Raw genomic sequence first — 22479 nt, forward strand, 5'->3', positions numbered from 1 at the left:
GACGGAGGGATCCATGAACGCTTTTACCCTGGCGCTGAACGCCGTTTTGCCGATGGTCCTGCTGATTGCCCTTGGATATGTGCTCAAGCGGACCGAGTACCTCTCGGCCGCGTTCTTCGACAAGGCCAATCAGCTGTGCTTTCAGGTGCTGCTGCCGGTCAGCCTCTTCAACTCCAGCCGGTCCAGCCAGTTTTCCTCCGGCGACACGGCGGCAATCATATTCGGTCTGGGCGCCACAGTGGCGGTGTTCCTTGCCGCCTTTCTCCTTGTCCCCCTGTTCGAGCCGGACAACCGGCGCCGGCCGGTCTGGATCCAGGCCATGTATCGGGGTAATTTCGTCATCTACGGCATGTCCGTCTGCGTCCGGCTGTTGGGGGAGGAGAGCTCTTCCCTGACGGCCATTCTGGCCGGATTTTTGGTGCCGCTTTACAACTTTCTGGCAGCGGTGGCGCTGGAGTACTTTGTGAGCCAGGAGGGCGGCAGCAGGACGCCCCTGCTCAAAACCCTGCCCCGGGTGATCAAAAACCCTCTGCTCATTGGCCCGCTGGTGGGTCTTTTGTGCAACTTCCTTGGCCTGCGCTTCCCCACGGCCATCGACACGGCGTTCAACGACGTGGGGAAGATCGCCACGCCCTTTGCCCTCATCGCCCTGGGCGGCAAGTTCGACTTTACCTATGCCCGCAAATATATAGGCCAGGTGGCCCTGGGCAATTTGCTGCGCCAGGCGGTGATCCCCGCCGTGATGACGGCTCTTGCGGCGGCGCTGGGGTTCCGGGGCTATCAGTTGGGCGTCATCATGTGCATGTTCTGCACGCCCATGGCCGTGTCCGCCTTTGCCATGAGCCGGATGATGGGCGCCGACGACAATCTGGCCAGCTCTTTGATCGTCACCACCACCTGCGTTTCCTGCCTGTCTATTTTCGTGGGAGAGGTTGCGCTCACCCACCTGGGACTGATCTGATCCACTGCGCCAGCGCTTGCAAAGGAGGCTTTTATGGACGAAAAACAGGAGGCAAAATTCATACGCATGACCCAGACGCCGATCCCTACCCTGGTCTGCTCCATGGCGGCGCCCTGCATCATCAGCATGCTGGTCACCTCCTTTTACAACATGGCGGACACCTTTTTTGTGGGTATGCTCAACAGCAACAGCGCCACAGGCGCCGTGGGCGTGGTGTTCTCCATCATGAGCATCATCCAGGCGGTGGGATTTTTCTGCGGCCACGGCTCCGGGAACTATGTCTCCCGGGAGATGGGGGAACAGAACATTGAGGAGGCCTCCCGCATGGCCGCCAACGGCTTTGTGTGCGCCTTTGTCCTGGGCTCCGTCATTCTGGCCGGGGGCCTTTTGTTCCTTGAGCCCCTGGCCATTTTGCTGGGTTCCACGGAAACCATCCTTCCCTACGCCATGAGCTACATGCGCATCATTCTCATCGGCGCGCCCCACATGTGCGCCTCCCTTGTGCTCAACAACCTGCTGCGCTTCCAGGGCAGCGCGATCTACGGCATGGTGGGCATCACCGCCGGCGCGGTGCTGAACATCCTGCTGGACCCGCTGCTCATCTTCGGTCTGAACATGGGCGTGTCCGGGGCGGCGCTGGCCACCATCATCAGCCAGCTGGTCAGCTTCCTTGTGCTGTTGTTCCAGTGCTCCCGGGGCGGCAACCTGCGCATTTCGCTGCGCAATGCCAAGCTGACGCCCTTTTACCTCAAGGAGATTATTCAGGGCGGACTGCCGTCCCTGGCCCGGCAAGGACTGGGAGGGCTCTCCACCGTGTGCCTCAACTGGGGAGCCGGCCCCTATGGCGACGCGGCCATTGCCGCCATGGGCGTGGTGGCCAGGGTGATGCAGTTTGCCAACTCCTCCCTCATCGGCTTTGGCCAGGGCCTCCAGCCGGTGTGCGGCTTCAACTTTGGCGCCAGGCTCTACCGCCGGGTGAAGGAGTCCTACTGGTTCTGCGTGAAAACCTCCTTCGGCTTCCTTTTGGTCATTGCGGCCGTTGGACTCTGTTTCGCCCCCACGGTCATCGGTGTATTCCGGGACGATCCCACCGTGGTGGCCTATGGCACCACGGCTCTGCGGCTTCAGTGTCTGACGCTCTGCGTCAACAGCTGGGTTGTGATGGGGAACATGGTGCTTCAGGTTGTCAACCGCACCGTCCCGGCCACGTTCTTGGCCATGTCCCGGCAGGGGATTTTCTTCATTCCCGCGGTTTTGATTTTCCCCACGGTCTGGGGAATGTTGGGTGTGCAGCTGGCCCAGCCGGTGTCCGACGTGCTCTCGGCGGTCATCGCCGCCGTCATGATGCGCAGATTTCTGCGGGAGTTGGACGGCATGGAGGCGGCCCTATAGATGGACTTTTTCAAAAAAGTGCGTAATTTTGCTTTACAAGGCCCCATCTGTCCGATATAATTTAAATTTGCGAACGTAATTCTGATAGACGGAGAAATCAACTATGATCGAATACGACGAATATAAACAAAAACTCACCGCTTTGGGACCGGTCATCACCGATCTTTCCGCGGCGCTGGACCTGGACGGCGCCCGGGCGGAGATCGCCAGACTGGAGGAGGAGACGGCTCAGGACGGCTTCTGGAACGACTTGGAGCGCTCCCAGAAGGTGCAGCAGCGGCTCAAGCAGCTCAAGAACAAGGTGGGGCGGCAGGAAAAGCTCATCGGCGAGTGGGAGGACCTGAAGACCTTGGTGGAAATGGCCCTGGAGGAAGACGACGAGTCCCTTCTTCCGGAGCTGACCGACGGCTACACCAAATTAGAGACCAAAGTGGAGGAGGCCCGGCTGGAGACGCTGCTCTCCGGCGAGTACGACTCCAACAACGCCATTTTGACCCTCCACGCCGGCGCCGGTGGCACCGAGGCCCAGGACTGGACGGAGATGCTCTACCGCATGTACACCCGCTGGGCCGAGCGCCACGGCTTCTCCTACCAGACGCTGGACTATGAGGCCGGAGACGAGGCGGGCATCAAGTCCGCCACCATCTCCATCGAGGGGGAGAACGCCTACGGCTTTTTGAAGAGCGAAAACGGCGTCCACCGGCTGGTCCGCGTATCGCCGTTCGACGCCAACTCCCGCCGCCAGACCTCCTTTTCCGCGGTGGAGGTCATGCCGGAAATCCCCGACGACAACACCATCGAAATCCGGCCCGAGGAGATTGAGATGCAGGTCTTCCGCTCCTCCGGCGCAGGCGGCCAGCACGTGAACAAGACCTCCTCCGCCGTGCGGCTGATCCACATTCCCACCGGCGTGGTGGTGGCCTGCCAGACGGAGCGCAGCCAGTTCCAGAACCGGGACAACTGCATGAAGATGCTCCGCGCCAAGCTGATGGAGCTCAAGGCCCAGCAGCATGCGGAGAAGATCTCCGACATCAAGGGCGTGCAGATGAAGATCGAGTGGGGCAGCCAGATCCGCTCCTATGTGTTCATGCCCTACACCCTGGCCAAGGACACCCGCACGGGCTATGAGATGGGCAACATCAACGCGGTGATGGACGGCGACATCGACGGCTTTATCAACGCCTACCTGACCGCCCAAGCCACCGGCGAGCTGAAAAAATAGCAGACAGAAAGAGGGAGAACGGATTTTCCCTCTTTTTTGTTGTCCCGCCCGGTTTGCGAAAAATGGCCGCTGCTTCTGTGCGGCTGTCCCAACGCCCGCTGCGCCGCGCGGTATCTTTGAAAGCGCCCGCCCAACTTAAAGTTGGGCGGGCGCTTTGCATCACACTTGATCCGCTTTTTTAGTCCTGAAGGCCGTAGATGGAATAGTACTTGTTCTTCATGTAGTCGATGTAGTACTTGCTGGTGATCTTCTCGCCGGTGGCCCGCTCCATCACCGCCATGGTGGGATAGGTAAAGCCGAACTGGTGGACCTTGTCGTGCATCCAGTTGTGGATGTCCTCAAACTGGCCGGCCGCCACCTGCGCATGGAAATCGGGGATATCCCGCAGCACGCCCTGGAGCAGCTGTCCGTCGAAGATGTTGCCCATGGCGTAGGACTGGAACTTTCCAAAGTCCTCGGTCCAGTGGATATCCTGGAGGCAGCCCTCCAGATCGTTGGTGGGACGAATGCCCAGGGACTCCTCGTACTTGTCGTTCCAGGCCTCGGGAAGGCGGTCGAAGCTCAGCTTGCCCTCAAAGAGGTCGCGCTCCAGCTCAAAGCGGATGACAGGGTGGAGGTTGTAGGTCAGCTCGTCGGCGCTGGTACGCTTGAACTGGGGATTGACCTTGATGAGGGTCTTGAAGAAATCCTTGGCATTCCAGCCGCGCAGCTCCGGGAAGCGCTCCTGGAAGAAGGGGAAGAAGAACTCCCAGTACTCGGGGGAGCGGCCGATGACGTTTTCATAGAAGCGGGACTGGGACTCGTGGGCGCTGCCCTTCATGCCGCCCCAGACGCCGGCCTCCACCACCTCGTCGTTGGAGCCCAAACTGTAAAGGGAGTGGCCCATCTCATGGATGTAGGTGAAGAAGTTGTCGATGCCCGTGTCGGACTTGCTGACGGTCACGCGGGAGTCCCGGGGGCTGAGCATGGCGGACCAGCCGTGGACCACCTTGGCAAAGGAGGCCTTGTCGGCGGTGTAGCCAAAGCGGCTGCAGGCGTAGGCGCTGAGCTCGTCGATATCCTTTTCACGGTGGTAGAAGATGTTGAGAATGGAGTCGTCCACATCCCGGGAGGCGGGGAGCACCTTGAACATGAGCTTGCTCATCTCCGTCTTCAGCTCTCCAAGGAGGCGGCTGCACTCATCCACCGACAGGTCCTCGTCGTAGAAGTTCATCAGCACCTGGAGGGGGTGCTTGTTGGGGTCGGCGATCTGCGCGGCCTTATACTTGAGGTCGAAATATTTCTTCAGCACCGGCTTCCAGATGGAGTAGTCGTTCTGACGGCGGGCCTCCAGCCAGGCGGCGTCGTTTTCAAACTGCACCCGGGTGATCTCCGACTGAAGCTCCGCCGGGGTGCCGTTGGCGTTGTTGAAGTTGAAGAGGAAACGGCGGGCAACGGCCCGCTCCAGGTCCGTCTCATAGTCGGAGGCGTCCAGGGAGCGGAATTTATCCGCTAACTCGTGGCACTCCTTTGTGGAAAACAGCTCAACCCGCTTGTCTGAAAAATACACGCTGGTGTTGGCGCGGTAGGCCCGGCCGGTGCTGGGCATGTATGTAATCCTGTCCCACTTCATCAAATCAATGATGTGGTCATACATCCTGCTCTGGCGCAGAAGATCCTTGGCGCGCTCCAGCGCCTCCCGGGTGGTCAGTGTCGTCATTTCCATACTCCTTTCAAGTTTGCGGCGGGTCCGGAAAAACCCGCCCGCAGCTTTCGCAAGTGATCTTGCATTCATTATACACACAATTTGTCCAATAGTAAATAAATGGCGGACAATTCCGCAAGAAAACTCTGCCGGAGCCGGACATCTTCAGAAGATGATAAATTTTGCGGCCCGGGCTGCACCGCGTCACTTGTTTTTGGCCTCCAACACCTGGATGAACTGCTCTGTAAAAAGCCGGGCGGCCAGCAGCGCCTCGTCCAAGGAATTGCCGGCGGCCCCCATCTCCACCAGCATGGAGCCGGTGGTGACGTGCTGGTTGTAGCGGGAGTTGCGCAGCACCACAGGGCGCATCAGCGTGGGATAGACGCCCACGATGTTCTGCTGCACCGCCACCGCAAGCTTCATGTTTTCCATCCAGTGGTCATGGGGCAGCCCGGAGCCGTCGCTGCCCATCACAATGGACACCTGGGCCGCCGTACCCACGTCATCCACCACCGACACCACCTTGTACTGGTTGCCGGCGCCGTCTTCGATGGCGTCCCGGTGCACGTCCAATATGAATCGGATAGAGGGATACTGGGCCATGTAGGCGTCAATGGATGTCAGCGCCCGGCCATAGGCGCCGGAGTACTCCGGATAGTCGTACAGCGTCCTGTCATGGAGCACGGAGATGCCCGCCTCGGCGAATATGTCGGCCATCTCATCCCCCACCCGCACCACATTGTACTTGGTGTCGGTGGTGCGGTGGTTGCCCGAGGGCTCGTAGCTCTGCCCGGGGGGCAGGGTATAGGCTTCACTACCGTGGGTGTGCAGGATCAGGATCTGGGGCTCTTCGTCGGTGAGGGACGCGTCAAAGGTCCCGCTGCCCAGTTCCGCCGTGTCCAGGACGTGGTCAGTGGAATTGCTGATGTACACGCCGCCCACCACCGTGTAGCCCGCCGGTGAGGAGGGAATCAGGGTGCGGGCGGGGATGCCGTTATCCACGCCTGGCGGCGTTTCCGGCTCCACGGGCTCCTCCGTCACCGGCTCCGTGCCTGTGTCAGCGGGCTGGGGCTGCTCGCCGGAGTCGCTCTCCTGGCGGCGGAGAATCTGCTCCCGGGCGGAGAGGAGCAGGGGCGACTCGGCAATGGCCAGCACCGTGGCGGGAGAGAGGTCGCTCAGGGAGAAAAAGTCCCCCAACTCCCACCGCAGCGCCTGCACCGGCCCCTGGGTACGCAGGGCGGTGACCGCGCCCAGAAGGGACTCGCTGTTGGCCGTGACCGCCACGGTCCAGAGCGTGGCGGCGCACGCGCCGATGGCCAGGATTCTCCGGATGCGCTGAGTGTTTTTCGGTCGTCTGCTGTTCATGGGATCACCTCTGAGACAACCTATGCGGCCTGTCCCACCACCAGAACAGAAAATTTTTTGGAGATTGTATAAATTTCCCTCCCCGGGGCCATACTGACGGAAGAACGAACGAAAGGAGAACACTATGGGAAAACGCAGCGTAAAATCCGTATTTGGCGGAGCGGGCTTCTACATAGCCCTGCTCCTGTGCGTGGCCGCAGTTGGTGTGGCGGGCTATTTTGTCCTGTTTTCCGGAAACAGTGAAGAGCCGGTGGAACCGGTGGGACTTCCGGAGCCGGTGGAGGTCAGCGATCCGGAGCCGGTGGACCTGGAGCCGCAGACGCAGGAGGCGCCGCCCTCCGACCCGGTGGCGGAAAAAGAACCGGATGTGGTCACCGTGGCACAGATGCCGGAGGTGCAGGTAAGCGCGGAGCAGCCCCGGCTGACGGTAAAGCCCGTCTCCGGGGAAACCGTGGCGGCCTTCTCCATGGAGGACCTTCAGTACGATGAAACCATGGAGGACTGGCGCACCCACAACGGTATGGACATCCAGGCGGACAAGGGCACCCAGGTGATGGCCGCCACCGCGGGCACGGTGGATTCCGTCTACGACGACCCCCTCCTGGGCACCACTGTGGTCCTCTCCCACAGCGGCGGCTATCAGACCATCTACGCCTGCCTCCAGGGCCAGCCCACCGTCAGCGCCGGAGACAGCGTGACCACCGGCCAGGTCATCGGCTGTGTGGGGGAGAGCGCCATTGCCGAGGCCGGAGCGCACCTTCATTTCGGCGTCACCCGGGAAGGCGTCCCCATCGACCCGGAGGAGTTTTTGAACCGGTAGAAAAAAGGACTGCGGTATGACCGCAGTCCTTTTTTCATATGCATTCTTCCGCATCCAAGCAGAGCGCGCGATCAATCGGGGATGTAGGCCCGGACCCGTAGCGTGGCCCCAAGGGACTCCGCCAGCGCCCGGCACTTTATGATGTCCTCCGGGGTCTTGTCCTTGTCCACGATGGTCATGACCACGTGGGGCACCTGGGCCGCGGCCTTCCGGGTGAAGTCCAGCATGGCGTCCCAGCCCGCCTTCCCGCTCTGGGGCCGGGTGACGGCCAGATACTCCTCCTCATCGGCCCCGTTAAGGGAGATGGAGACCGTGTCCATGCGGCCGTGGAGGTCCGGCGTCACGTCCCGGCCGTTGATCAGGTTGGCGTGGCCGTTGGTGTTGATGCGGGTGGGGGGCAGGCCCGGCACCTTGGCGCGCAACTGGTCGATGAGCCAGCAGATGTCGTCCATGCGGTAGCTGGGCTCGCCGAATCCACAGAAGACGATCTCCCGGTATTTGGTCAGATCGCCCCAGGTGAAGAAGCTCTCCAACGCCTCCTCCCGGCTGGGCTCATGCTCCAGCCACAGGTCGTCGGCGTAAATGCTGCCGTCGTTTCCGTTGTGGCGCAGGCAGAAGACGCAGGCACAGTCGCACCGGTTGGTCAGGTTGACATACAGCGCTCCCTCGTACTCATAGGTGATGGTCATTGCTTTTTTCATATCAAATCACTCAATTCCATAGAAATTTTTGGCGTTGCGCGTGGTGGCCTCCTCCACCTCCTCCACACTGAGGCCCTTCCACAGGGCGATTTTCTCCGCCACATAGGGGAGGTATCCGGAGTCGTTCCGCTTGCCCCGGAAGGGCACCGGCGTCAGATAGGGGCAGTCCGTCTCAATGAGGATGCGCTCTATCGGCGCCCAAGTCACCACCTCCGGCGCCTTGCGGGCGTTTTTGAAGGTGATGGCCCCGTTGAAGCCCAGATACCATCCCGCCTTCACTATCTCCCTGGCGTCTTCCAGGCTGCCGGAGTAGCAGTGGAACACACCCCGCACCCCGGGGAACTCCCGAACAATGGCCAGCGTGTCGCCGTGGGCGTCCCGGTCGTGAACGATCGCGGGCAGCCCCGCCTCCCCGGCCATGGCCAGCTGGCGGCGGAACACCTGGCGCTGGAAATCCCGGGGCGGGTTTTCCTTCCAGTAGTAGTCCAGCCCGATTTCGCCCACCGCCACCACCTTTGGATGGCGGAGCAGGGCGCGGATCTGTTCAAACTCCTCCCTGCCGGCGCCGGCGCAGTTTTCCGGGTGAATGCCCGCGGCGGCGTAGACGTGGGCGTAGCGCTCCGCCAGCGCAATCGCCGCCCGGGAGGACGCCACGGTGCAGCCCGGGTTCACCACATGGGTGACGCCCCGGCTCACCAGTCCGGACAGCACCCGGTCACGGTCCTCATTAAAGGCTTCGTCGTCATAGTGTGCATGTGAATCAAACAGGCGGCAATCCCCCTCTCTCACGGCGCGGCACAATCGCCGCGCCCATCCCTTGTTGGATCAGTATAATCCAAATCCCGCGGCGGCGCAAGGCGCAAAAAGAGCGGCTGGACCCAACCAACCGCTCTTTTTTGACCGCTGATCCGATCAGGCTTTTTTCTCAGCGGTAAAATACACGAAATACAGGTCTCCCACCGTCTCATCCTCAAAGAACTCCTCAAAGCTGACGGAGAAGTCCTTGCTGTCGGCGGGCACCTCAAAGAACAGCAGGCCGCTGCGCTCTTTATTGATTCCGATCTCATACTCGCCGGGCAGCTGGTTGTCGTCCAGGGCCTCACCGGATTGGGGCTGCTTTTCCCAGGGCTCCTCAGAGGTGGTGATGGGCCAGCCATAGTCCTCGTCGTTCTCGCTGCCCCACTGAATCTGGAAGTCGGTGTCAAACATGGGCAGGCTGGAGATGCCGGTATTCAAAATGGAGACGGAAACCACCAGCACCTGATTGCCCTCGGCGGGGGTATAGCCGCCATAGGTGGGGCAGGTGTAGGCGTCGGTGACGGCAAAGTTCAAAAACGCGGTGTGCATCACATCGCCCAGGTAACCGCTCTCGCCGCCCTCTTCATACTCCACGCCGTCCCGCAGGTCCACCTGGACGCCGGAGGAGGACGCGCCGGAGGAGGAGGAACCCTTGTTCCCGGAGGAACCGGAGCCGCCGCAGCCGGCCAGCGAGACGGCAAGGGCCAGGGCAAGCAAGAGGAGTGCAACACGATGTTTCATGATCAGTTCCTTCCTTTTTTCAAGTTCTCTTCTCTTTTTAGCAGAGCTTTGCTCCGGCCGGAATTTTATCGTCCACGATCATCAGGTTCAAGCACTCCTCACCGCGCTCGGTGTGGACGGCGGAGAGCAGCATGCCGCAGGACTCCAGGCCCATCATCTTGCGGGGCGGCAGGTTCACGATGGCCACCAGCGTCTTGCCCACCAAGTCCTCCGGCTCATACCACTTGTGGATGCCGGAGAGGATATGGCGGTCCGTGCCGGTGCCGTCGTCTAAGGTGAAGCGCAGCAGCTTGGAGGACTTGGGCACCGCCTCGCAGGCCTTCACCTTCACCGCCCGGAAATCGCTTTTGCAGAAGGTGTCAAAGTCCACGTTCTCCCCGGCAAGGGGCTCAATCTCCAGCGCGGGCCTGGAGGCGGCCTCCGCCTCCGCTTTTTTCTGTTCTTCCAGTTCTTCCAATGCCTTCAGCTCCTTTTCCATGTCGATGCGGGGGAACAGGGCCTCGCCCTTGCGGACGGAGGCGTCCTTGGGCAGCACGCCCCAACTTCCGGCGGACTCCCAGGTGGTCAGCTTGCCGGAAGCGCCGATCTGGTCGAAAACCCTGGCCATGGACTCCGGCATGAAGGGCGTCAGCAGCACCGCGCAGATGCGGATGGTCTCCAGCAGATTGTACATGACCATGGCCAGGCGGGGGTTGTTGTCCTCGTCCCTGGCCAGCACCCAGGGCGCCGTCTCATCAATATACTTATTGGCCCGGGCCACCACGGAGAACACCTCGCTAAGGGCGGACTGGAAGGCGAACTTCTCCATCTGCTCCTCGTAGCGGCGGCGGAGGGACCCGGCCATCTCCATCAGCTCATGGTCCATAGGTTCCATCTTGTGGTTGGTGGGCAGGTTTCCGGCAAAGTACTTTTCCACCATGGCGGTGGTGCGGGAGACCAGATTCCCCAGGTCGTTGGCCAGGTCCGTGTTGATGGTGGAGATCAGCAGCTCGTTGGAGAAGGTTCCGTCGGAGCCGAAGGGGAACGAGCGCAGCAGGAAATAGCGCAGCGCGTCCACGCCGTAGCGCTGGGCCAGCATATAGGGGTCCACCACGTTGCCCTTGGACTTGCTCATCTTGCCGCCCTCCAGCAGGAGCCACCCGTGGCCGTACACGTGCTTTGGAAGGGGCATACCCATGCTCATGAGCATAGCGGGCCAGATGATGGAGTGGAAGCGGACGATCTCCTTGCCCACAAAGTGGACGTCCGCGGGCCAGTACTTGTCGTAGTCGTGGTACGCGTCGTTCAAAAAGCCCAGGGCGGTGGTGTAGTTGAACAGGGCGTCCACCCACACATAGACCACGTGGCCCGGGTCAAAGTCCACGGGAATGCCCCAGGTGAAGCTGGTGCGGGAGACGCACAGGTCCTCCAATCCGGGGTCGATGAAGTTTTTCACCATCTCGTTGACCCGGCTGTGGGGCTGGAGGAAGTCGGTGTTCTCCAGCAGGTCCCGGACCCGGTCGCCGTATTTGGACAGGCGGAAGAAGTAGGCCTCCTCCTCGGCGTCCACCACCTCCCGGCCGCAGTCGGGGCACTTGCCGTCCACCAGCTGGGACTCGGTCCAGAAGGACTCGCAGGGCTTGCAGTATTTGCCCACGTACTTGCCCTTGTAGATGTCGCCGTTGTCGTACATCTTCTTGAAAATCTTCTGGATGGCGGACACGTGGTAGTCGTCGGTGGTGCGGATGAAGCGGTCGTTGGAGATGTTCATCAGCTTCCACAAATCCAGCACGCCGCCGCCGCCCTCCACAATTGCGTCCACAAACTCCTTGGGCGTCACGCCGGCGGCCCTGGCCCGATCCTCGATCTTCTGGCCGTGCTCGTCGGTGCCGGTGAGGAACATCACGTCATAGCCCTGAAGCCGCTTGTAGCGTGCCATGGCGTCGGTGGCCACGGTGCAGTAGGTGTGGCCGATGTGAAGCTTGTCCGACGGGTAGTAAATGGGGGTGGTGATATAGAATGTTTTTTTCTCTTCCATGGGCTTCTCCTTTTTCACGGCGCTCCGAATGGAAGAGCGCCGGTAATGACTCGTGTAACTATGTATTATATCACAAATGCTTCCAATTTTGCAACTTGCTTTCCGTTGGGGCGGAAGCAGTTGGGCAAAACGCCCCTGAGCCGAAAGCTCAGAGGCGTCTAAATTTTTTCAAGTGAGGAGAGTATGCTTTCAAGGAGCTCCAATGCCTGTTTTCTCCGGTTGATATCAAGAACATACAATCGTTTCAGCAATTCGTTACTCTTCGGCTCATAGCCAATGACTAGGCTGTCCTGGAGCACGTCATCGGCAGATGCCTGTAAGGTGTTGAGAATCAACACAAAGGTCTCCAGAGTGGGAACTTTATCACCGCGCTCAATATCGGACAAATACCTACTGCTGATTCCGATTCGCTCCGCACAGTCCGCGCCGCTCCAACCGCGCTTTGCCCGATAGGATTTTAGTTTTTTTCCCAGGCCTTTGGTATCCACAGTCCCACCACTTATCTCTCTATATAGACTCTATTTTACAAAACTGGCAAAATTTCGTAAACGATCTATTAGAGGATAAAACCCCGGATAGGCGCTGGATTCCAGGTTTATTTTTGCTAACATATTAAGTGGGTAGAAAACACACAAAAAGGAGAGACCAGTATGGACGACCTGAGCTGCATGGACATCCTCTACACCACGCTCTTTGACCTGCTCAACGACAGCGACCTGACGGACATCGTGGACATCGACGCCGACTTTAAAAAGCGCGCCTACTACATCGCCCTGCGGGACGGGACGGAGGTGGAGATTTTCCTGCGCCCCTTGCGCCGCAAGGGCTCCTGTGCTATCATACCGTTAGACCCGCACAACCGGGTCAAAGACAAAGGAGATAGCGTATGACATTCTATCGTAATTCGGAGCTTGCCGCCAGCCGGGAGGTTTGCAGGCGATAAGCTCCCGCCAAGCCTCCCCAAGATGCGTTTGGAGCAAACCATCTTTTAGGAGGATTCCCTTGAAAACCACAGAAAACCACTTTATCTGCCGCGTCTGCGGCGGCACAGCGGCGCCCAAGGGCGCCGGAACCGCCCACCGCAATCACTGCCCCCACTGCCTTGCCAGCATCCACCTGGACGAGACGCCGGGCGACCGGGCCTCCCGCTGCGGCGGTGTGATGGACCCCATCGGCGTATGGGTGCGCAAGGACGGGGAATGGGCCGTCATCCACCGGTGCCGCCGGTGCGGCGTGCTCCACTCAAACCGGGTGGCGGCGGACGACAACCCCTTCCGGCTGCTGTCCATCGCCGTCAAGCCCCTGGCCAATCCGCCCTTCCCCATAGAATATTTAGACCGGATGGCAGACAAATAAAGCAGCAGGCCGCGAAAAATCGCGGCCTGCTGTTTTATTCAGTTTCCGCCGCCTTATCTCCTGCCCTTGGGGAACTGGTTCTTGGGCAGATGGTCCTTTAATATCCCGCGCAGGTTCTTCTCCTCGGCGCTCACAAGGGCCCGCTTGGGGATCATGGTGTAGACGGAGCGGCTCTCCGCAAGGAAAAATGCCTCGTCCGTCTCCACATAGGTGACGAACTTCTCCCATGGCGTGGAGGTGACAAAGCCCTCGGTCCGGTAGTCCACCCCGTCCTCGTTGAAGTCCAGGACGTGGGGCAGGTCAAAGCCCGGGGTCTTGTCATAAATCCTGTGGGGCTGGCGGAAATACATAAACCAGAACATACCCACCACAGCCGCGCACAGGATGCACAGCGACACGCTCTTCCAGGCGGGGCCAAAATACACCAGATACGCCACACACAGCACGCACAGCACCGCCGCCAGCCACAGCTCGATCTGGGTCAGGGTCCGGGAGAGGAAGAGGTACTTGCGGTGGCAGCGCACCCACTCCTCCCTGGTATACTGAAACGAAACGACCATTCGGTTTCCTCCTATGAAGCAAGACTGCCGTGGCGTTTCCACCGGCCGGCAAGGTAGTAGATCACGGACACGGCGAAGCCCACGGCCCAGCCCACGCCGAAGCCGTAGAACATCATCTCCCGGCCCGCGTGCTCCGCCAGCAGGTACACCGCCGGCACCCGGACCAGGATCAGGGAAAACACCACGCAGATCAGGGGGAACATGCTCTCCCCGGCGCCCCGCATGGCGTTGTTGAGGCAGAACATCACCGCGAACAGGGGATAGAAGGGGAGGATGGACTTGAGGTACACGGCCCCGGCGGAGACCACCTCCGCGCTGGGGGAAAAGAAGCCCACCAACTCGCTCCGGAAGGGCATGAGCAGCGCCAGCATGGCCAGGCACCAGCCCACGCCCATGGCCACCGTCACCCGAATGCCCTGGTGGACCCGGCCCTCGGAGGCGCCGGCGCCGATGTTCTGGCCCACGTAGGCCGTGACGGCGTTGGACAGGCTCTGCACCGGCAAAAAGGCCACCGCGTCCAACTTGTTGCCCACGTTGTATCCGGCGGTGAAGGCCTTGCCATAGGTGTTGACCTTGCCCATCACCATCATCATGCCCACGGATACCATGGCCATCTGGACCCCGGCGGGCAGGCCGATGCGCATCACGTCGGCGAAGAGCTGCCTGTCAAACCGGAAGCAGAAGGGGTGGATGCCGATCTGGGGATAGACCCGGTTGATGTAGAACACGCCGAAGATCCAGGAGAAGGCCTGGGAGAAGATGGTGGCTACCGCCACGCCCATGACCCCCCAGTGGAAGATCAGCACAAGGGCCAGGTCCAGCACAATGTTCATCACCGCCGCGACGGCTAAAAACAGCAGCGGCGTGCGGCTGTTTCCCAAGCCCTGCAAAATACCGGCGTTGGTGTTGTAGCCGATGGTGCCCACCAGTCCTCCGCAGACGATCATCAGGTAGAGCCACGCCTCGTCGTAGGCCGCCGGGTCCACCTGCAAAAGGCTCAGCAGCGGCTTGACCAGCATTAGGGCCAGCAGCGTCAGCGGTATGGCGGAGACCACAAAGGTGGTGTAGACCGTGTCCACCGCGTCCCGGACCCGATCCATCTTCCCGGCGCCGTAAAACTGGGAGATGACCACCGTGCCGCCGTTGGCCATACCGGTGAACAGCGAGGTGAACATGAAGATCACGGGGAAGCCGATGCCCACCGCGGCCAGGGCGGCGTCGCCCACGTAGTTGCCCACCACCCAGCTGTCCACCATGTTGTAGAGCTGCTGGAGGAGGCTTCCCAAAAACATGGGGAGGGCAAAGAAGAAGATGTGCCGCGCGGGGCTGCCCTCCGTCATGTTCCGCATTCCGGATTGTTCCATGAAAACGCCCTTTCTCTTTCCGATGTACAAATTCCCTTACAGTGTACTCTTCTTTTTCCCGTTGGGCAAGGGAGGAGATTGTTTTTTGGGCCGTTTTCGGGTAAAATGAAGAAAAACGCCAAGGGAGGGCTTATCCCAATGAAACTGATCTCCTGGAATGTCAACGGCCTGCGCGCCTGCCTGGGCAAGGGCTTTTTGGACTTCTGCACCCTGTCGGACCCGGATGTGATCTGTTTGCAGGAGACGAAAATGCAGGAGGGGCAGGCGGAGTTCGACCTGCCCGGCTACCACCGCTACTGGAACAGCGCCGATAAAAAGGGCTACTCCGGTACCGCCATCTTCACCAAAACCGAGCCATTGCGCGTCACCCGGGACTTTGGAGAGGACCTCCACCGCCACGAAGGGCGCGTTCTCACGGCCGAATACCCCTCGTTCTACCTGGTGTGCTGCTACACGCCCAACTCTCAGGACGCCCTCAAGCGGCTGGACTACCGGATGCAGTGGGAGGACGACCTGCGGGAGTATCTCATGGAGCTGGACCGGGAAAAGCCGGTGGTCTACTGCGGCGATTTGAATGTGGCCCACCAGGAGATCGACATCAAAAACCCGGCGGCCAACCGCCGCAATGCCGGCTTTTCCGACGAAGAGCGCGCCAAGATGACGGAGCTTCTCTCCTCCGGGTTTGTGGACACCTTCCGGGCCCTGTGGCCCGACCGGGTGGCCTACTCCTGGTGGAGCTACCGCTTCCGCTCCAGAGAGCGGAACGCGGGCTGGCGCATCGACTACTTTCTTGTCTCGCAGCGCCTGATGGAGCGGGTGAAAACGGCGGAAATCTACGCCGAGATCGGGGGCAGCGACCACTGTCCCGTGGCGCTGGAGCTTGGCGCGCCGCTGTGAGGAAAAGGGCGGGAGCAGTCGCTCCCGCCCTTTTATAAAAGCTTCAGCCGCATCTGGTTGTCCAGCTTTTCAAAGCCCACTTTTTCGTACACGGGCCGGCCCATCTCCGTGCACTCCAGCCGCAGCTCTTCCACGCCCCGCCGTTTCATCTCCTCCGCCATCATCCGCACCAGCGCTTCGGCGTATCCCGATCGTCTGTGCGCGGGCTGTGTATAGACGTTCATGACCCTTGCCCGGCGCCCGGCGGGCAGGTCCTCAGTGGGCAGCACCGCAAAGACGCAGGCCATGCAGGACGCCGCGATCCGCCCCTCCTCCACCGCGATGAACGCGGCAAAGTCCGGCTGCTCCAGATGCGCGCTCAAAAAGGCCCGGGTTTTGGTGCGAAAGTCCTCCTTGCGGTCGATGCCCTTCACGGCTTGGACAAACTCCATGCGGTTTTCCACCAGCGCCTCCAGGTCATCCCGGTTGGCCAGCCTGAATTCCATAGGCGTCCCTCCCCATTGTTTGATGGGAACAGTATATCACATCCGCCGGGCGATGGAAACGCGTTCTTATCGACTGCCTATGTGGGGCGCACCGCATCCCACGAACATAGCCTCCCGGTACCGCCGCATCGCCCAGCTGATTGTTTCGTCTTCAGCTCAGAAGGGAGTTGACGTCCTCGATCTCCAGGTCCTGCAGCGCCCAGTTCAAGGCGTAGCCGGCCACCTTGCTCAGCTCCCGCACCCGGCTGTCCACCTCCTGTGGCGTAACCATCAGCGGCGCGCCCTTTTTCCCCAGGGCGGGCAGGGCCGCCGCGTCGCCTCCCGCCTCCTCCACCAGGTCCTCGGCCAGGGTGGCCGCGTCCACCACCGTGGGGATGCCGATGGCGAACACCGGTACGCCCAGGGTCTTCTTACTCAGCTCAGTGCGGCTGTTGCCCACGCCGGAGCCGGGGACGATGCCCGTGTCGCTGAGCTGAATGGTGGCGCAGACCCGCTTTAAGCGGCGGGAAGCCAGGGCGTCCACCGCCACCACAAAGTCCGGCTTGATCCGCTCCGCCGCGCCGCAGACCATCTCCGCCGACTCCAGTCCGGTGGTGCCCAGCACGCCGGTCCTCAGCACCGATACGCTCCGGAAGCCGGAAAACTGCCTGGGCATGGAGCGCAGCAGGTGCCGCGTCACCAAAATGCTGTCCAGGGTCTGGGGCCCCACCGCGTCCGGCGTCATGGCCGCGTTTCCAAGGCCCACCACCAGCACCGAGCCCTCCGGCGGCAGCATCGCCTTCAGCTCCTCGCCCACAGCCCGGACGGCCCGCTCAAAAAAGCCGGCCTTCCTGCTCCAAAAGCTCTCCAGGTCCACGGTCACATAGGTGCCCACAGGCTTGCCCAAGGCCTGCTCCCCTTTTTCATCCAAAATTTCCACCCGGGTCACGCCATAGCCCTCCCGGCGGCTGTTGCGGGCCTTTACGCCCTGGAGCCGGGTGGTTTTTTCCGCGCTCTCCTGCCAAATCTCCCTGGCCTCCATGGCCAGGTCTGTCCGTTTCGTCCCCATGATTTGTGTCTTAGGCTCCTTCCTTCCACTAAATCTTGTAGATTGTTCTTATTTTTGTCCGCAGTGGGGGAAATATGCAAAAATCTGAAAGGAATTGCGAAAAAAGGCTTGCAATTTTCAGGTTTTGATGCTAAAATACTAATCTGCATGGTGGAAAGTTGTTTCACCAAAATTTAAATTAACGCCTAAGGGAGGTGTATGGTTTGCCGAACATTAAGTCTGCCAAGAAGCGCGTTCTGGTGGCAGAGATGAGAAACGCCCGCAACCGGGCCGAGAAGTCCGCGCTGAAGACCGCCATCAAGAAATTCGAGGCTGCTGCCGAAGAAGGCAATCGCACCGAGGCCGATGGCGCTTTCAAAGTCGCAGTGAAAAAGGTCGATCAGGCTGTTGCGAAGGGCGTTCTGCACAAGAACACCGCCGCTCACAGAAAGAGCGCTATGGCCCTCAAGCTCAACCAGATCGGTTGATCGAGCCAAACGAAAAGGACATCCAATCGGATGTCCTTTTTTCTTTATCCCGGGCGTCGTCTGTTCCGCCCGATTTTTGTTTCCGCGCCCCGGCTACGCCCCCGTCCGCTCCGCGGCGCGCTCTTTGGCCCGATAGCCCCGGCGCACCAGGACCATGGAGGCCACCGCGCTGAAGGTGAGCAGCATATAGGTGGGCACGTAGCTGCCCAGCCAGTCCGCCAGGATGCCGGGCATGGGGCTGAAGGCGATGGCGCCCACCATTCCCGCGATCTGGTACTCCCGCAGCGTGGCGGCATAGGTGTCGGGCCGGGACATATCCTTGGCAAAGACCGACACGCCCACGTTGGTCAGCGGCAGGCTGAAGCCCTGGAGCAGCATGGTGACCACGGCAATGGCCAGACTGCCGGTCACCGCCAGACAGGTCATGGCCTGGGCCGCCACCAGCACGCAGAAAAAGAGCCGCGCAGCCCGGTAGGAGCCCATGTGGTCCGTCGCCATACCGTACACGCATTTGCAGATCATTAGCGACGCGCCAAGTAAGGAGATGAGCAGCGCCACGGTGGCGCTGTCAAACCCTTCGCTGCGATAGAGCACCGTAAAGGTGGCATAGCCCGGCACGCCCATGGTCCCCAACAGGAGGGAGGCGGTCAGCATGCCCCAGTCCCGCTTTGGCCTGGCGGCCACGGGCCTTGACGCCGGTTCCACCTCCTCTGCCGGACGGTCCCGCATGAAGATCAGGACCAGCACAGCCGCGCAGCCCCCAAAGGCCGCTTCCGCCAAAAAGGCGGCTTTCAGAGAGACGTGTTCGATTACATAGGTGAGCACCGGCGGCGCCACCACGGAGGCAAGGCCCGTGCCCGCGGCGCAGATGCTGATGGCCGTGGCGGAGCGCTCACGGAACCAGCGGGTGAGCACCAACGACGCGGGCACCATCCCGCCCAGGCTGTGGGCAAAGCCGCTGACGCAGGTGGCCGCCACATAGGCGGCGTATCCACCGCCAAAGGCGAACATGGCCCGGCAGGAGGCCATGAGCACCAGTGCAAGGGTGGTGCCAAGGCGGATGCCCATCTTTTGATAGTAGAACTGGATGAAAAAAAGGCCGCTCAGCGACGCCACACAGCGCAGCGTCACCAGCATGGAACACTGGGTATTGCTGATCCCTTTCTGGGCGATCAGATACGGCTGGTACACCGTAAAGGAATTGGCCGTCAGCCCGATGCAGCAAAAGAGCAGCAAAAAGCTTGCGGCGCAGACCACCCACCGGTACCGCGACGATTTCACGCCAACGCCCCCCCTCACGCTCAGCATAGCAGAATCTTCCTCGTTTGTAAACAAATGATTCCAAAAATAACAGGACAAGAAGATTTTTATTCTTCCTGTCCTGTTTTTCATTGCTGCTGATTCGCCTATTCCAGCGTTTTGAGCTCCGCCTCCCACAGCGTCCACTTGGCGTCCGACGGCATGCGCCAGTCGCCCCGGGGGGAGAAGGCCACGGAGCCCACCTTGGGCCCGTCGGGCAGGCAGTTGCGCTTGAACTGCTGGGCAAAGAAGCGGCGGTAGAAGTTGTTCAGCCATTTGAGGATCGTCTCCCGGTCGTAGGTCTTGCCCAGTGCGTACTGGGCGAGGCGGTAGACCTTCCGGGGCGAAAAGCCCCAGCGGACGATATAGTAGAGGAAAAAGTCGTGGAGCTCATAGGGGCCCACCAGGTCCTCGGTCTTCTGGGCGATCTTCCCCTCAATGGCGGGCAGCAGCTCCGGAGACACGGGCGTGGCCAAAATGTCCTCCAGCACATCCGCCAGGGCCTCGTCCTTGTCGGAGTTGTCCTTGGCCACATAGGCCACCAGATGCCGCACCAGCGTCTTGGGGATGGAGGCGTTGACGCCGTACATGCTCATGTGGTCCCCGTTGTAGGTGGCCCAGCCCAGGGCCAGCTCGCTGAGGTCGCCGGTGCCGATGACAATGCCGCCGGTCTTGTTGGCAATGTCCATCAACACCTGGGTCCGCTCCCGGGCCTGGGCGTTTTCAAAGGTGACGCTGTGATCCGCCATGTCGTGGCCAATGTCCCGGAAATGGCTGCGCACCGTGTCGGAGATGTCCACCGTCCGGAGCGTGGCCCCCAACTGCTCCGCCAGCACCTGGGCGTTGGTCCGGGTGCGCTTGGTGGTTCCGAAGCAGGGCATCGTCACCGCCACCACATCGGGGGTGGGGCGGTCTATCATCTTCATGGCGATCATGGTGATGAGCATGGCCAGGGTGGAGTCCAGACCGCCGGAGAGGCCCACCACCGCCGTCTTGGCGGCAGTGTGCTCCAGCCGCTGTTTTAAGCCCAGGGCGGCGATGAGCAGAATCTCCTGGCACCGCTCCTCCCGGTCCTCCCGGCTCTCCGGCACAAAGGGCTGAGGCGCCACGTACCGGCTCAGCTTGGTCTTTTCCACCGTCAGGGTGAAGGGGATGGACGAATAGCCGCTGTGGGGCGGGCTGTCTAACATCTGGGTACGGCGGCGCTCGGCGGCAAGGCGCTGCACATCCACCTCGGATATCTTAAGGCCCGTCTCAAACCGGCTCTCGTTGAGGATGGTGCCGTTTTCCGCGATGATATCATGGCCGCTGAACACCAGATCCGAGGAGGACTCCCCCTCGCCGGCGCTGGCGTATACATAGCCGCAGATCAGCTTGGCGCTCTGGGAGGCCACCAGCTGGCGGCGGTAGCTGTCCTTGGACGCCTGCTCATCGCTGGCGGAGAGGTTGCCGATGATGGTGGCGCCGGCCTGGCACAGCCCCACGGACGGCGAACAGGGCGCCCACAAATCCTCGCAGACCTCAAATCCCAGCGTCAAATCCGGCACGCTCTCGCACCGGAACAGGAGATGGGTCCCGAAAGGCACGTCCCTCTGGCCGCACAGCTCCGCCAGCAGACTGTCCTCCTCCGGCGCCGGGGCAAACTGCCGCTTTTCGTAAAACTCCCCGTAATTGGGGATGTGGGTCTTGGGAATCACGCCCAAAATCGCTCCTTTTTGTATAATAGCAGCGCAATTATACAATTTGTTATCTTTTTGTAAGGGTAATCCCACGGCCGTCACCACCTCCAGGTTCCGGGTGGCGGTCAGGATGGTGGACAGCGCCTCCCGCGCCCCCTCCAACAGGGCGGTCTGGTTAAAGAGGTCGCCGCAGGTGTACCCGGTGAGTCCTAACTCCGGCAGCACCAGCACCTTTACGCCGGCTTTCGCCGCCGTGCGCATGAGGGTAAAGCTCTGCTCCGCGTTGTAGTCGCAGTCTGTCAGGCGCAGCTTGGGCGTGCCGCAGGCCACGGAAATAAATCCGTCTTTCATGGACGCTTCCTCCTGTTTCGCATGATGATTTGGGTTTATTTTACACCAGAGACCCGGGTTTTACAAGGAACGTCCTTGCAAGTTTTTTCACAATTTGGTAAGCTTAGAAAAGACAATACGGATTGCTGACTACATACAGGAGGATTGAATTCATGTCCTTTCAGCTGCGCGGCTACACGCCGCCGGATTTTTCTGACCTGAAAACAGCCCCGGAAGCCGTCCTCCAGCGCGCGCCCAAGGACGGCGTGGCGCCTGCGGGCTTTCACGCCATGAGCATTTTCCCCGAGTACTTCCACATCGCGGGCCAGTGGCGCCTGGCAAAAGAGAGCCGCATGGACTGCGTGGCCGTGTGGGAGGACGGCCAGATCGCGGTCCGGGAATTCCGCCGTCTGAAGGCCGGGGACCTGGTGGTACTGGGCCGCACGGAGCGGGGAGAGGAGGGCATTTTTGTCCATGGCACCGGCTTCCACGAGCCGGGCCAGCACCAGGACCTCTTTGCCTTCCGCCAAGGTCGGTCCCGGGAGACCGCCTTTTCCCGGGACTACGACGAGCTCTACGAGCTGCTGCGCTATGAAAAGGATCACGGGAAGATCGTCTGGGTCATGGGGCCCGCCTTCTCCTTTGACAGCGACGCCCGCAGCGCCTTTGCCAAGTTGATCGCCGGGGGCTACGTCCACGCGGTTTTGGCCGGCAACGCCCTGGCCACCCATGACCTGGAGGCCGCCTACCTGAACACGGCCCTGGGCCAGAACATCTACACCCAGCAGAGCCAGCCCAACGGCCACTACAACCATTTGGACACCATCAACGCCGTCCGCTACCACGGCTCCGTGGCCGCCTTTTTGCGGGGTGAGCACATCGACAACGGCATCATCCACGCCTGTGAGACCCACCAGGTGCCCTATGTGCTGGCGGGCTCCATCCGGGACGACGGCCCGCTGCCCCCGGTGTACGGCGACGTATACCAGGCCCAGGACGCCATGCGGGATCAGGTGCGCGACGCCACCACGGTGATCTGCATGGCCACCACCCTCCACACCATTGCCACGGGCAACATGACCCCCTCCTACCGGGTGCTCCCGGACGGCACGGTCCGGCAGGTCTATTTCTACTGTGTGGACATCTCCGAGTTCACGGTCAACAAGCTCAGCGACCGGGGGAGTCTCAGCGCCAAGGGGATCGTCACCAACGCCCAGGACTTCATCGTCAACCTCCGCAAGGGGCTGGGGCTGTAAACGACAGGGTCGGCGGGCAAACTCTCATGGTGGGCCC

At 61.1% G+C, this 22479-nt stretch carries 22 protein-coding genes; 9 read left to right on the forward strand and 13 right to left on the reverse strand.

What is annotated here, in order from left to right; genetic code table 11:
• Positions 1-13: 13 nt before the first annotated feature.
• The 3 genes from KQI82_RS02080 to prfB all read left to right on the forward strand — a co-directional run bounded on the left by KQI82_RS02080 (position 14) and on the right by prfB (position 3575).
• On the forward strand, positions 14-961 hold the full coding sequence (locus tag KQI82_RS02080) for an AEC family transporter (protein WP_216558027.1): 948 nt from the start codon (positions 14-16) through the stop codon (positions 959-961).
• Between the two features lie 33 nt (positions 962-994).
• Positions 995-2353 carry an MATE family efflux transporter gene (locus KQI82_RS02085; protein ID WP_216558030.1) on the forward strand — a complete coding sequence of 453 codons (1359 nt, stop codon included), beginning with the start codon at positions 995-997 and terminating at the stop codon, positions 2351-2353.
• Positions 2354-2456: 103 nt separating this feature from the next.
• Complete coding sequence (gene prfB, locus KQI82_RS02090; protein WP_216558033.1) at positions 2457-3575, forward strand: peptide chain release factor 2; 1119 nt, start codon at positions 2457-2459, stop codon at positions 3573-3575.
• A gap of 178 nt (positions 3576-3753) precedes the next feature.
• On the opposite strand, the gene KQI82_RS02095 is transcribed toward prfB, so the two are convergent.
• Positions 3754-5274, reverse strand: a complete 1521-nt coding sequence (locus KQI82_RS02095) for a gluzincin family metallopeptidase (RefSeq protein WP_216558035.1) — start codon at positions 5272-5274, stop codon at positions 3754-3756.
• 189 nt (positions 5275-5463) lie between these two features.
• Positions 5464-6624, reverse strand: a complete 1161-nt coding sequence (gene spoIIP, locus KQI82_RS02100; protein WP_216558038.1) for a stage II sporulation protein P — start codon at positions 6622-6624, stop codon at positions 5464-5466.
• A 124-nt stretch (positions 6625-6748) separates the two neighbouring features.
• On the opposite strand from spoIIP, the gene KQI82_RS02105 reads away from it, so the two are divergent.
• Positions 6749-7444 carry a peptidoglycan DD-metalloendopeptidase family protein gene (locus tag KQI82_RS02105; protein ID WP_216558041.1) on the forward strand — a complete coding sequence of 232 codons (696 nt, stop codon included), beginning with the start codon at positions 6749-6751 and terminating at the stop codon, positions 7442-7444.
• 71 nt (positions 7445-7515) lie between these two features.
• Here the strand turns inward: KQI82_RS02105 and KQI82_RS02110 are convergent, their stop codons facing one another.
• The 5 genes from KQI82_RS02110 to KQI82_RS02130 all read right to left on the reverse strand — a co-directional run bounded on the left by KQI82_RS02110 (position 7516) and on the right by KQI82_RS02130 (position 12189).
• Positions 7516-8145 carry a TatD family nuclease-associated radical SAM protein gene (locus KQI82_RS02110; protein WP_216558044.1) on the reverse strand — a complete coding sequence of 210 codons (630 nt, stop codon included), beginning with the start codon at positions 8143-8145 and terminating at the stop codon, positions 7516-7518.
• A 6-nt stretch (positions 8146-8151) separates the two neighbouring features.
• A complete protein-coding gene (locus KQI82_RS02115; RefSeq protein ID WP_338148932.1) occupies positions 8152-8934 on the reverse strand; it encodes a TatD family hydrolase in 783 nt (260 codons plus the stop codon).
• Between the two features lie 123 nt (positions 8935-9057).
• A complete protein-coding gene (locus KQI82_RS02120) occupies positions 9058-9684 on the reverse strand; it encodes a DUF4352 domain-containing protein (protein ID WP_216558047.1) in 627 nt (208 codons plus the stop codon).
• Positions 9685-9721: 37 nt separating this feature from the next.
• Complete coding sequence (metG, locus tag KQI82_RS02125) at positions 9722-11701, reverse strand: methionine--tRNA ligase (RefSeq protein WP_216558050.1); 1980 nt, start codon at positions 11699-11701, stop codon at positions 9722-9724.
• A 158-nt stretch (positions 11702-11859) separates the two neighbouring features.
• Positions 11860-12189 carry a helix-turn-helix domain-containing protein gene (locus KQI82_RS02130; RefSeq protein ID WP_216558053.1) on the reverse strand — a complete coding sequence of 110 codons (330 nt, stop codon included), beginning with the start codon at positions 12187-12189 and terminating at the stop codon, positions 11860-11862.
• A gap of 162 nt (positions 12190-12351) precedes the next feature.
• Here KQI82_RS02130 and KQI82_RS02135 point away from each other — a divergent pair, with 162 nt between their 5' ends.
• Together KQI82_RS02135 and KQI82_RS02140 are read left to right on the forward strand one after the other, a co-directional pair.
• Positions 12352-12591: a hypothetical protein gene (locus KQI82_RS02135; RefSeq protein WP_216558056.1), complete on the forward strand. Its 240-nt coding sequence runs from the start codon at positions 12352-12354 to the stop codon at positions 12589-12591.
• A gap of 112 nt (positions 12592-12703) precedes the next feature.
• Positions 12704-13057 carry an RNHCP domain-containing protein gene (locus KQI82_RS02140; RefSeq protein WP_241426590.1) on the forward strand — a complete coding sequence of 118 codons (354 nt, stop codon included), beginning with the start codon at positions 12704-12706 and terminating at the stop codon, positions 13055-13057.
• Between the two features lie 53 nt (positions 13058-13110).
• Here KQI82_RS02140 and KQI82_RS02145 read toward each other — a convergent pair whose 3' ends face one another.
• The gene (locus KQI82_RS02145) at positions 13111-13617 is read right to left on the reverse strand and encodes a YcxB family protein (RefSeq protein ID WP_216558060.1); all 507 of its coding nucleotides are present in this window, start codon (positions 13615-13617) and stop codon (positions 13111-13113) included.
• Between the two features lie 11 nt (positions 13618-13628).
• Positions 13629-14981, reverse strand: a complete 1353-nt coding sequence (locus KQI82_RS02150; RefSeq protein WP_216558063.1) for an MATE family efflux transporter — start codon at positions 14979-14981, stop codon at positions 13629-13631.
• 138 nt (positions 14982-15119) lie between these two features.
• On the opposite strand from KQI82_RS02150, the gene KQI82_RS02155 reads away from it, so the two are divergent.
• A complete protein-coding gene (locus KQI82_RS02155; protein ID WP_216558066.1) occupies positions 15120-15878 on the forward strand; it encodes an exodeoxyribonuclease III in 759 nt (252 codons plus the stop codon).
• A 32-nt stretch (positions 15879-15910) separates the two neighbouring features.
• On the opposite strand, the gene KQI82_RS02160 is transcribed toward KQI82_RS02155, so the two are convergent.
• Both KQI82_RS02160 and gpr read right to left on the reverse strand, forming a co-directional pair.
• Positions 15911-16363, reverse strand: coding sequence for a GNAT family N-acetyltransferase (locus KQI82_RS02160; RefSeq protein ID WP_216558069.1), 453 nt, complete (start codon positions 16361-16363; stop codon positions 15911-15913).
• 151 nt (positions 16364-16514) lie between these two features.
• The gene (gene gpr / locus KQI82_RS02165) at positions 16515-17411 is read right to left on the reverse strand and encodes a GPR endopeptidase (RefSeq protein WP_216558072.1); all 897 of its coding nucleotides are present in this window, start codon (positions 17409-17411) and stop codon (positions 16515-16517) included.
• Between the two features lie 203 nt (positions 17412-17614).
• Between gpr and rpsT the strand changes: the two genes are divergently transcribed.
• A complete protein-coding gene (gene rpsT / locus KQI82_RS02170; protein ID WP_216558075.1) occupies positions 17615-17878 on the forward strand; it encodes a 30S ribosomal protein S20 in 264 nt (87 codons plus the stop codon).
• Positions 17879-17971: 93 nt separating this feature from the next.
• Here rpsT and KQI82_RS02175 read toward each other — a convergent pair whose 3' ends face one another.
• Positions 17972-19186, reverse strand: a complete 1215-nt coding sequence (locus KQI82_RS02175; RefSeq protein WP_216558078.1) for an MFS transporter — start codon at positions 19184-19186, stop codon at positions 17972-17974.
• Between the two features lie 98 nt (positions 19187-19284).
• Positions 19285-21207, reverse strand: a complete 1923-nt coding sequence (locus KQI82_RS02180) for an NAD(+) synthase (protein WP_216558082.1) — start codon at positions 21205-21207, stop codon at positions 19285-19287.
• A gap of 152 nt (positions 21208-21359) precedes the next feature.
• Here KQI82_RS02180 and KQI82_RS02185 point away from each other — a divergent pair, with 152 nt between their 5' ends.
• Positions 21360-22442 (forward strand): putative NPN-dependent ornithine cyclodeaminase, encoded by a 1083-nt coding sequence (locus KQI82_RS02185; RefSeq protein ID WP_216558084.1) that lies wholly within the window; start codon positions 21360-21362, stop codon positions 22440-22442.
• Positions 22443-22479 lie beyond the last annotated feature (37 nt).

This window comes from Dysosmobacter acutus, from assembly GCF_018919205.1.
Classification (GTDB): Bacteria; Bacillota; Clostridia; order Oscillospirales; family Oscillospiraceae; genus Oscillibacter; species Oscillibacter acutus.

What these genes read in the sequence shown, in the direction of transcription:
- KQI82_RS02080 (WP_216558027.1), top strand. Translation starts at nt 14, where the DNA reads ATGAACGCTTTTACCCTGGCGCTGAACGCCGTTTTGCCGATGGTCCTG.
- KQI82_RS02085 (WP_216558030.1), top strand. Translation starts at nt 995, where the DNA reads ATGGACGAAAAACAGGAGGCAAAATTCATACGCATGACCCAGACGCCG.
- prfB (WP_216558033.1), top strand. Translation starts at nt 2,457, where the DNA reads ATGATCGAATACGACGAATATAAACAAAAACTCACCGCTTTGGGACCG.
- KQI82_RS02095 (WP_216558035.1), bottom strand. Translation starts at nt 5,274, where the DNA reads ATGACGACACTGACCACCCGGGAGGCGCTGGAGCGCGCCAAGGATCTT.
- spoIIP (WP_216558038.1), bottom strand. Translation starts at nt 6,624, where the DNA reads ATGAACAGCAGACGACCGAAAAACACTCAGCGCATCCGGAGAATCCTG.
- KQI82_RS02105 (WP_216558041.1), top strand. Translation starts at nt 6,749, where the DNA reads ATGGGAAAACGCAGCGTAAAATCCGTATTTGGCGGAGCGGGCTTCTAC.
- KQI82_RS02110 (WP_216558044.1), bottom strand. Translation starts at nt 8,145, where the DNA reads ATGAAAAAAGCAATGACCATCACCTATGAGTACGAGGGAGCGCTGTAT.
- KQI82_RS02120 (WP_216558047.1), bottom strand. Translation starts at nt 9,684, where the DNA reads ATGAAACATCGTGTTGCACTCCTCTTGCTTGCCCTGGCCCTTGCCGTC.
- metG (WP_216558050.1), bottom strand. Translation starts at nt 11,701, where the DNA reads ATGGAAGAGAAAAAAACATTCTATATCACCACCCCCATTTACTACCCG.
- KQI82_RS02135 (WP_216558056.1), top strand. Translation starts at nt 12,352, where the DNA reads ATGGACGACCTGAGCTGCATGGACATCCTCTACACCACGCTCTTTGAC.
- KQI82_RS02145 (WP_216558060.1), bottom strand. Translation starts at nt 13,617, where the DNA reads ATGGTCGTTTCGTTTCAGTATACCAGGGAGGAGTGGGTGCGCTGCCAC.
- KQI82_RS02150 (WP_216558063.1), bottom strand. Translation starts at nt 14,981, where the DNA reads ATGGAACAATCCGGAATGCGGAACATGACGGAGGGCAGCCCCGCGCGG.
- KQI82_RS02155 (WP_216558066.1), top strand. Translation starts at nt 15,120, where the DNA reads ATGAAACTGATCTCCTGGAATGTCAACGGCCTGCGCGCCTGCCTGGGC.
- KQI82_RS02160 (WP_216558069.1), bottom strand. Translation starts at nt 16,363, where the DNA reads ATGGAATTCAGGCTGGCCAACCGGGATGACCTGGAGGCGCTGGTGGAA.
- gpr (WP_216558072.1), bottom strand. Translation starts at nt 17,411, where the DNA reads ATGGGGACGAAACGGACAGACCTGGCCATGGAGGCCAGGGAGATTTGG.
- KQI82_RS02175 (WP_216558078.1), bottom strand. Translation starts at nt 19,186, where the DNA reads ATGCTGAGCGTGAGGGGGGGCGTTGGCGTGAAATCGTCGCGGTACCGG.
- KQI82_RS02180 (WP_216558082.1), bottom strand. Translation starts at nt 21,207, where the DNA reads ATGAAAGACGGATTTATTTCCGTGGCCTGCGGCACGCCCAAGCTGCGC.
- KQI82_RS02185 (WP_216558084.1), top strand. Translation starts at nt 21,360, where the DNA reads ATGTCCTTTCAGCTGCGCGGCTACACGCCGCCGGATTTTTCTGACCTG.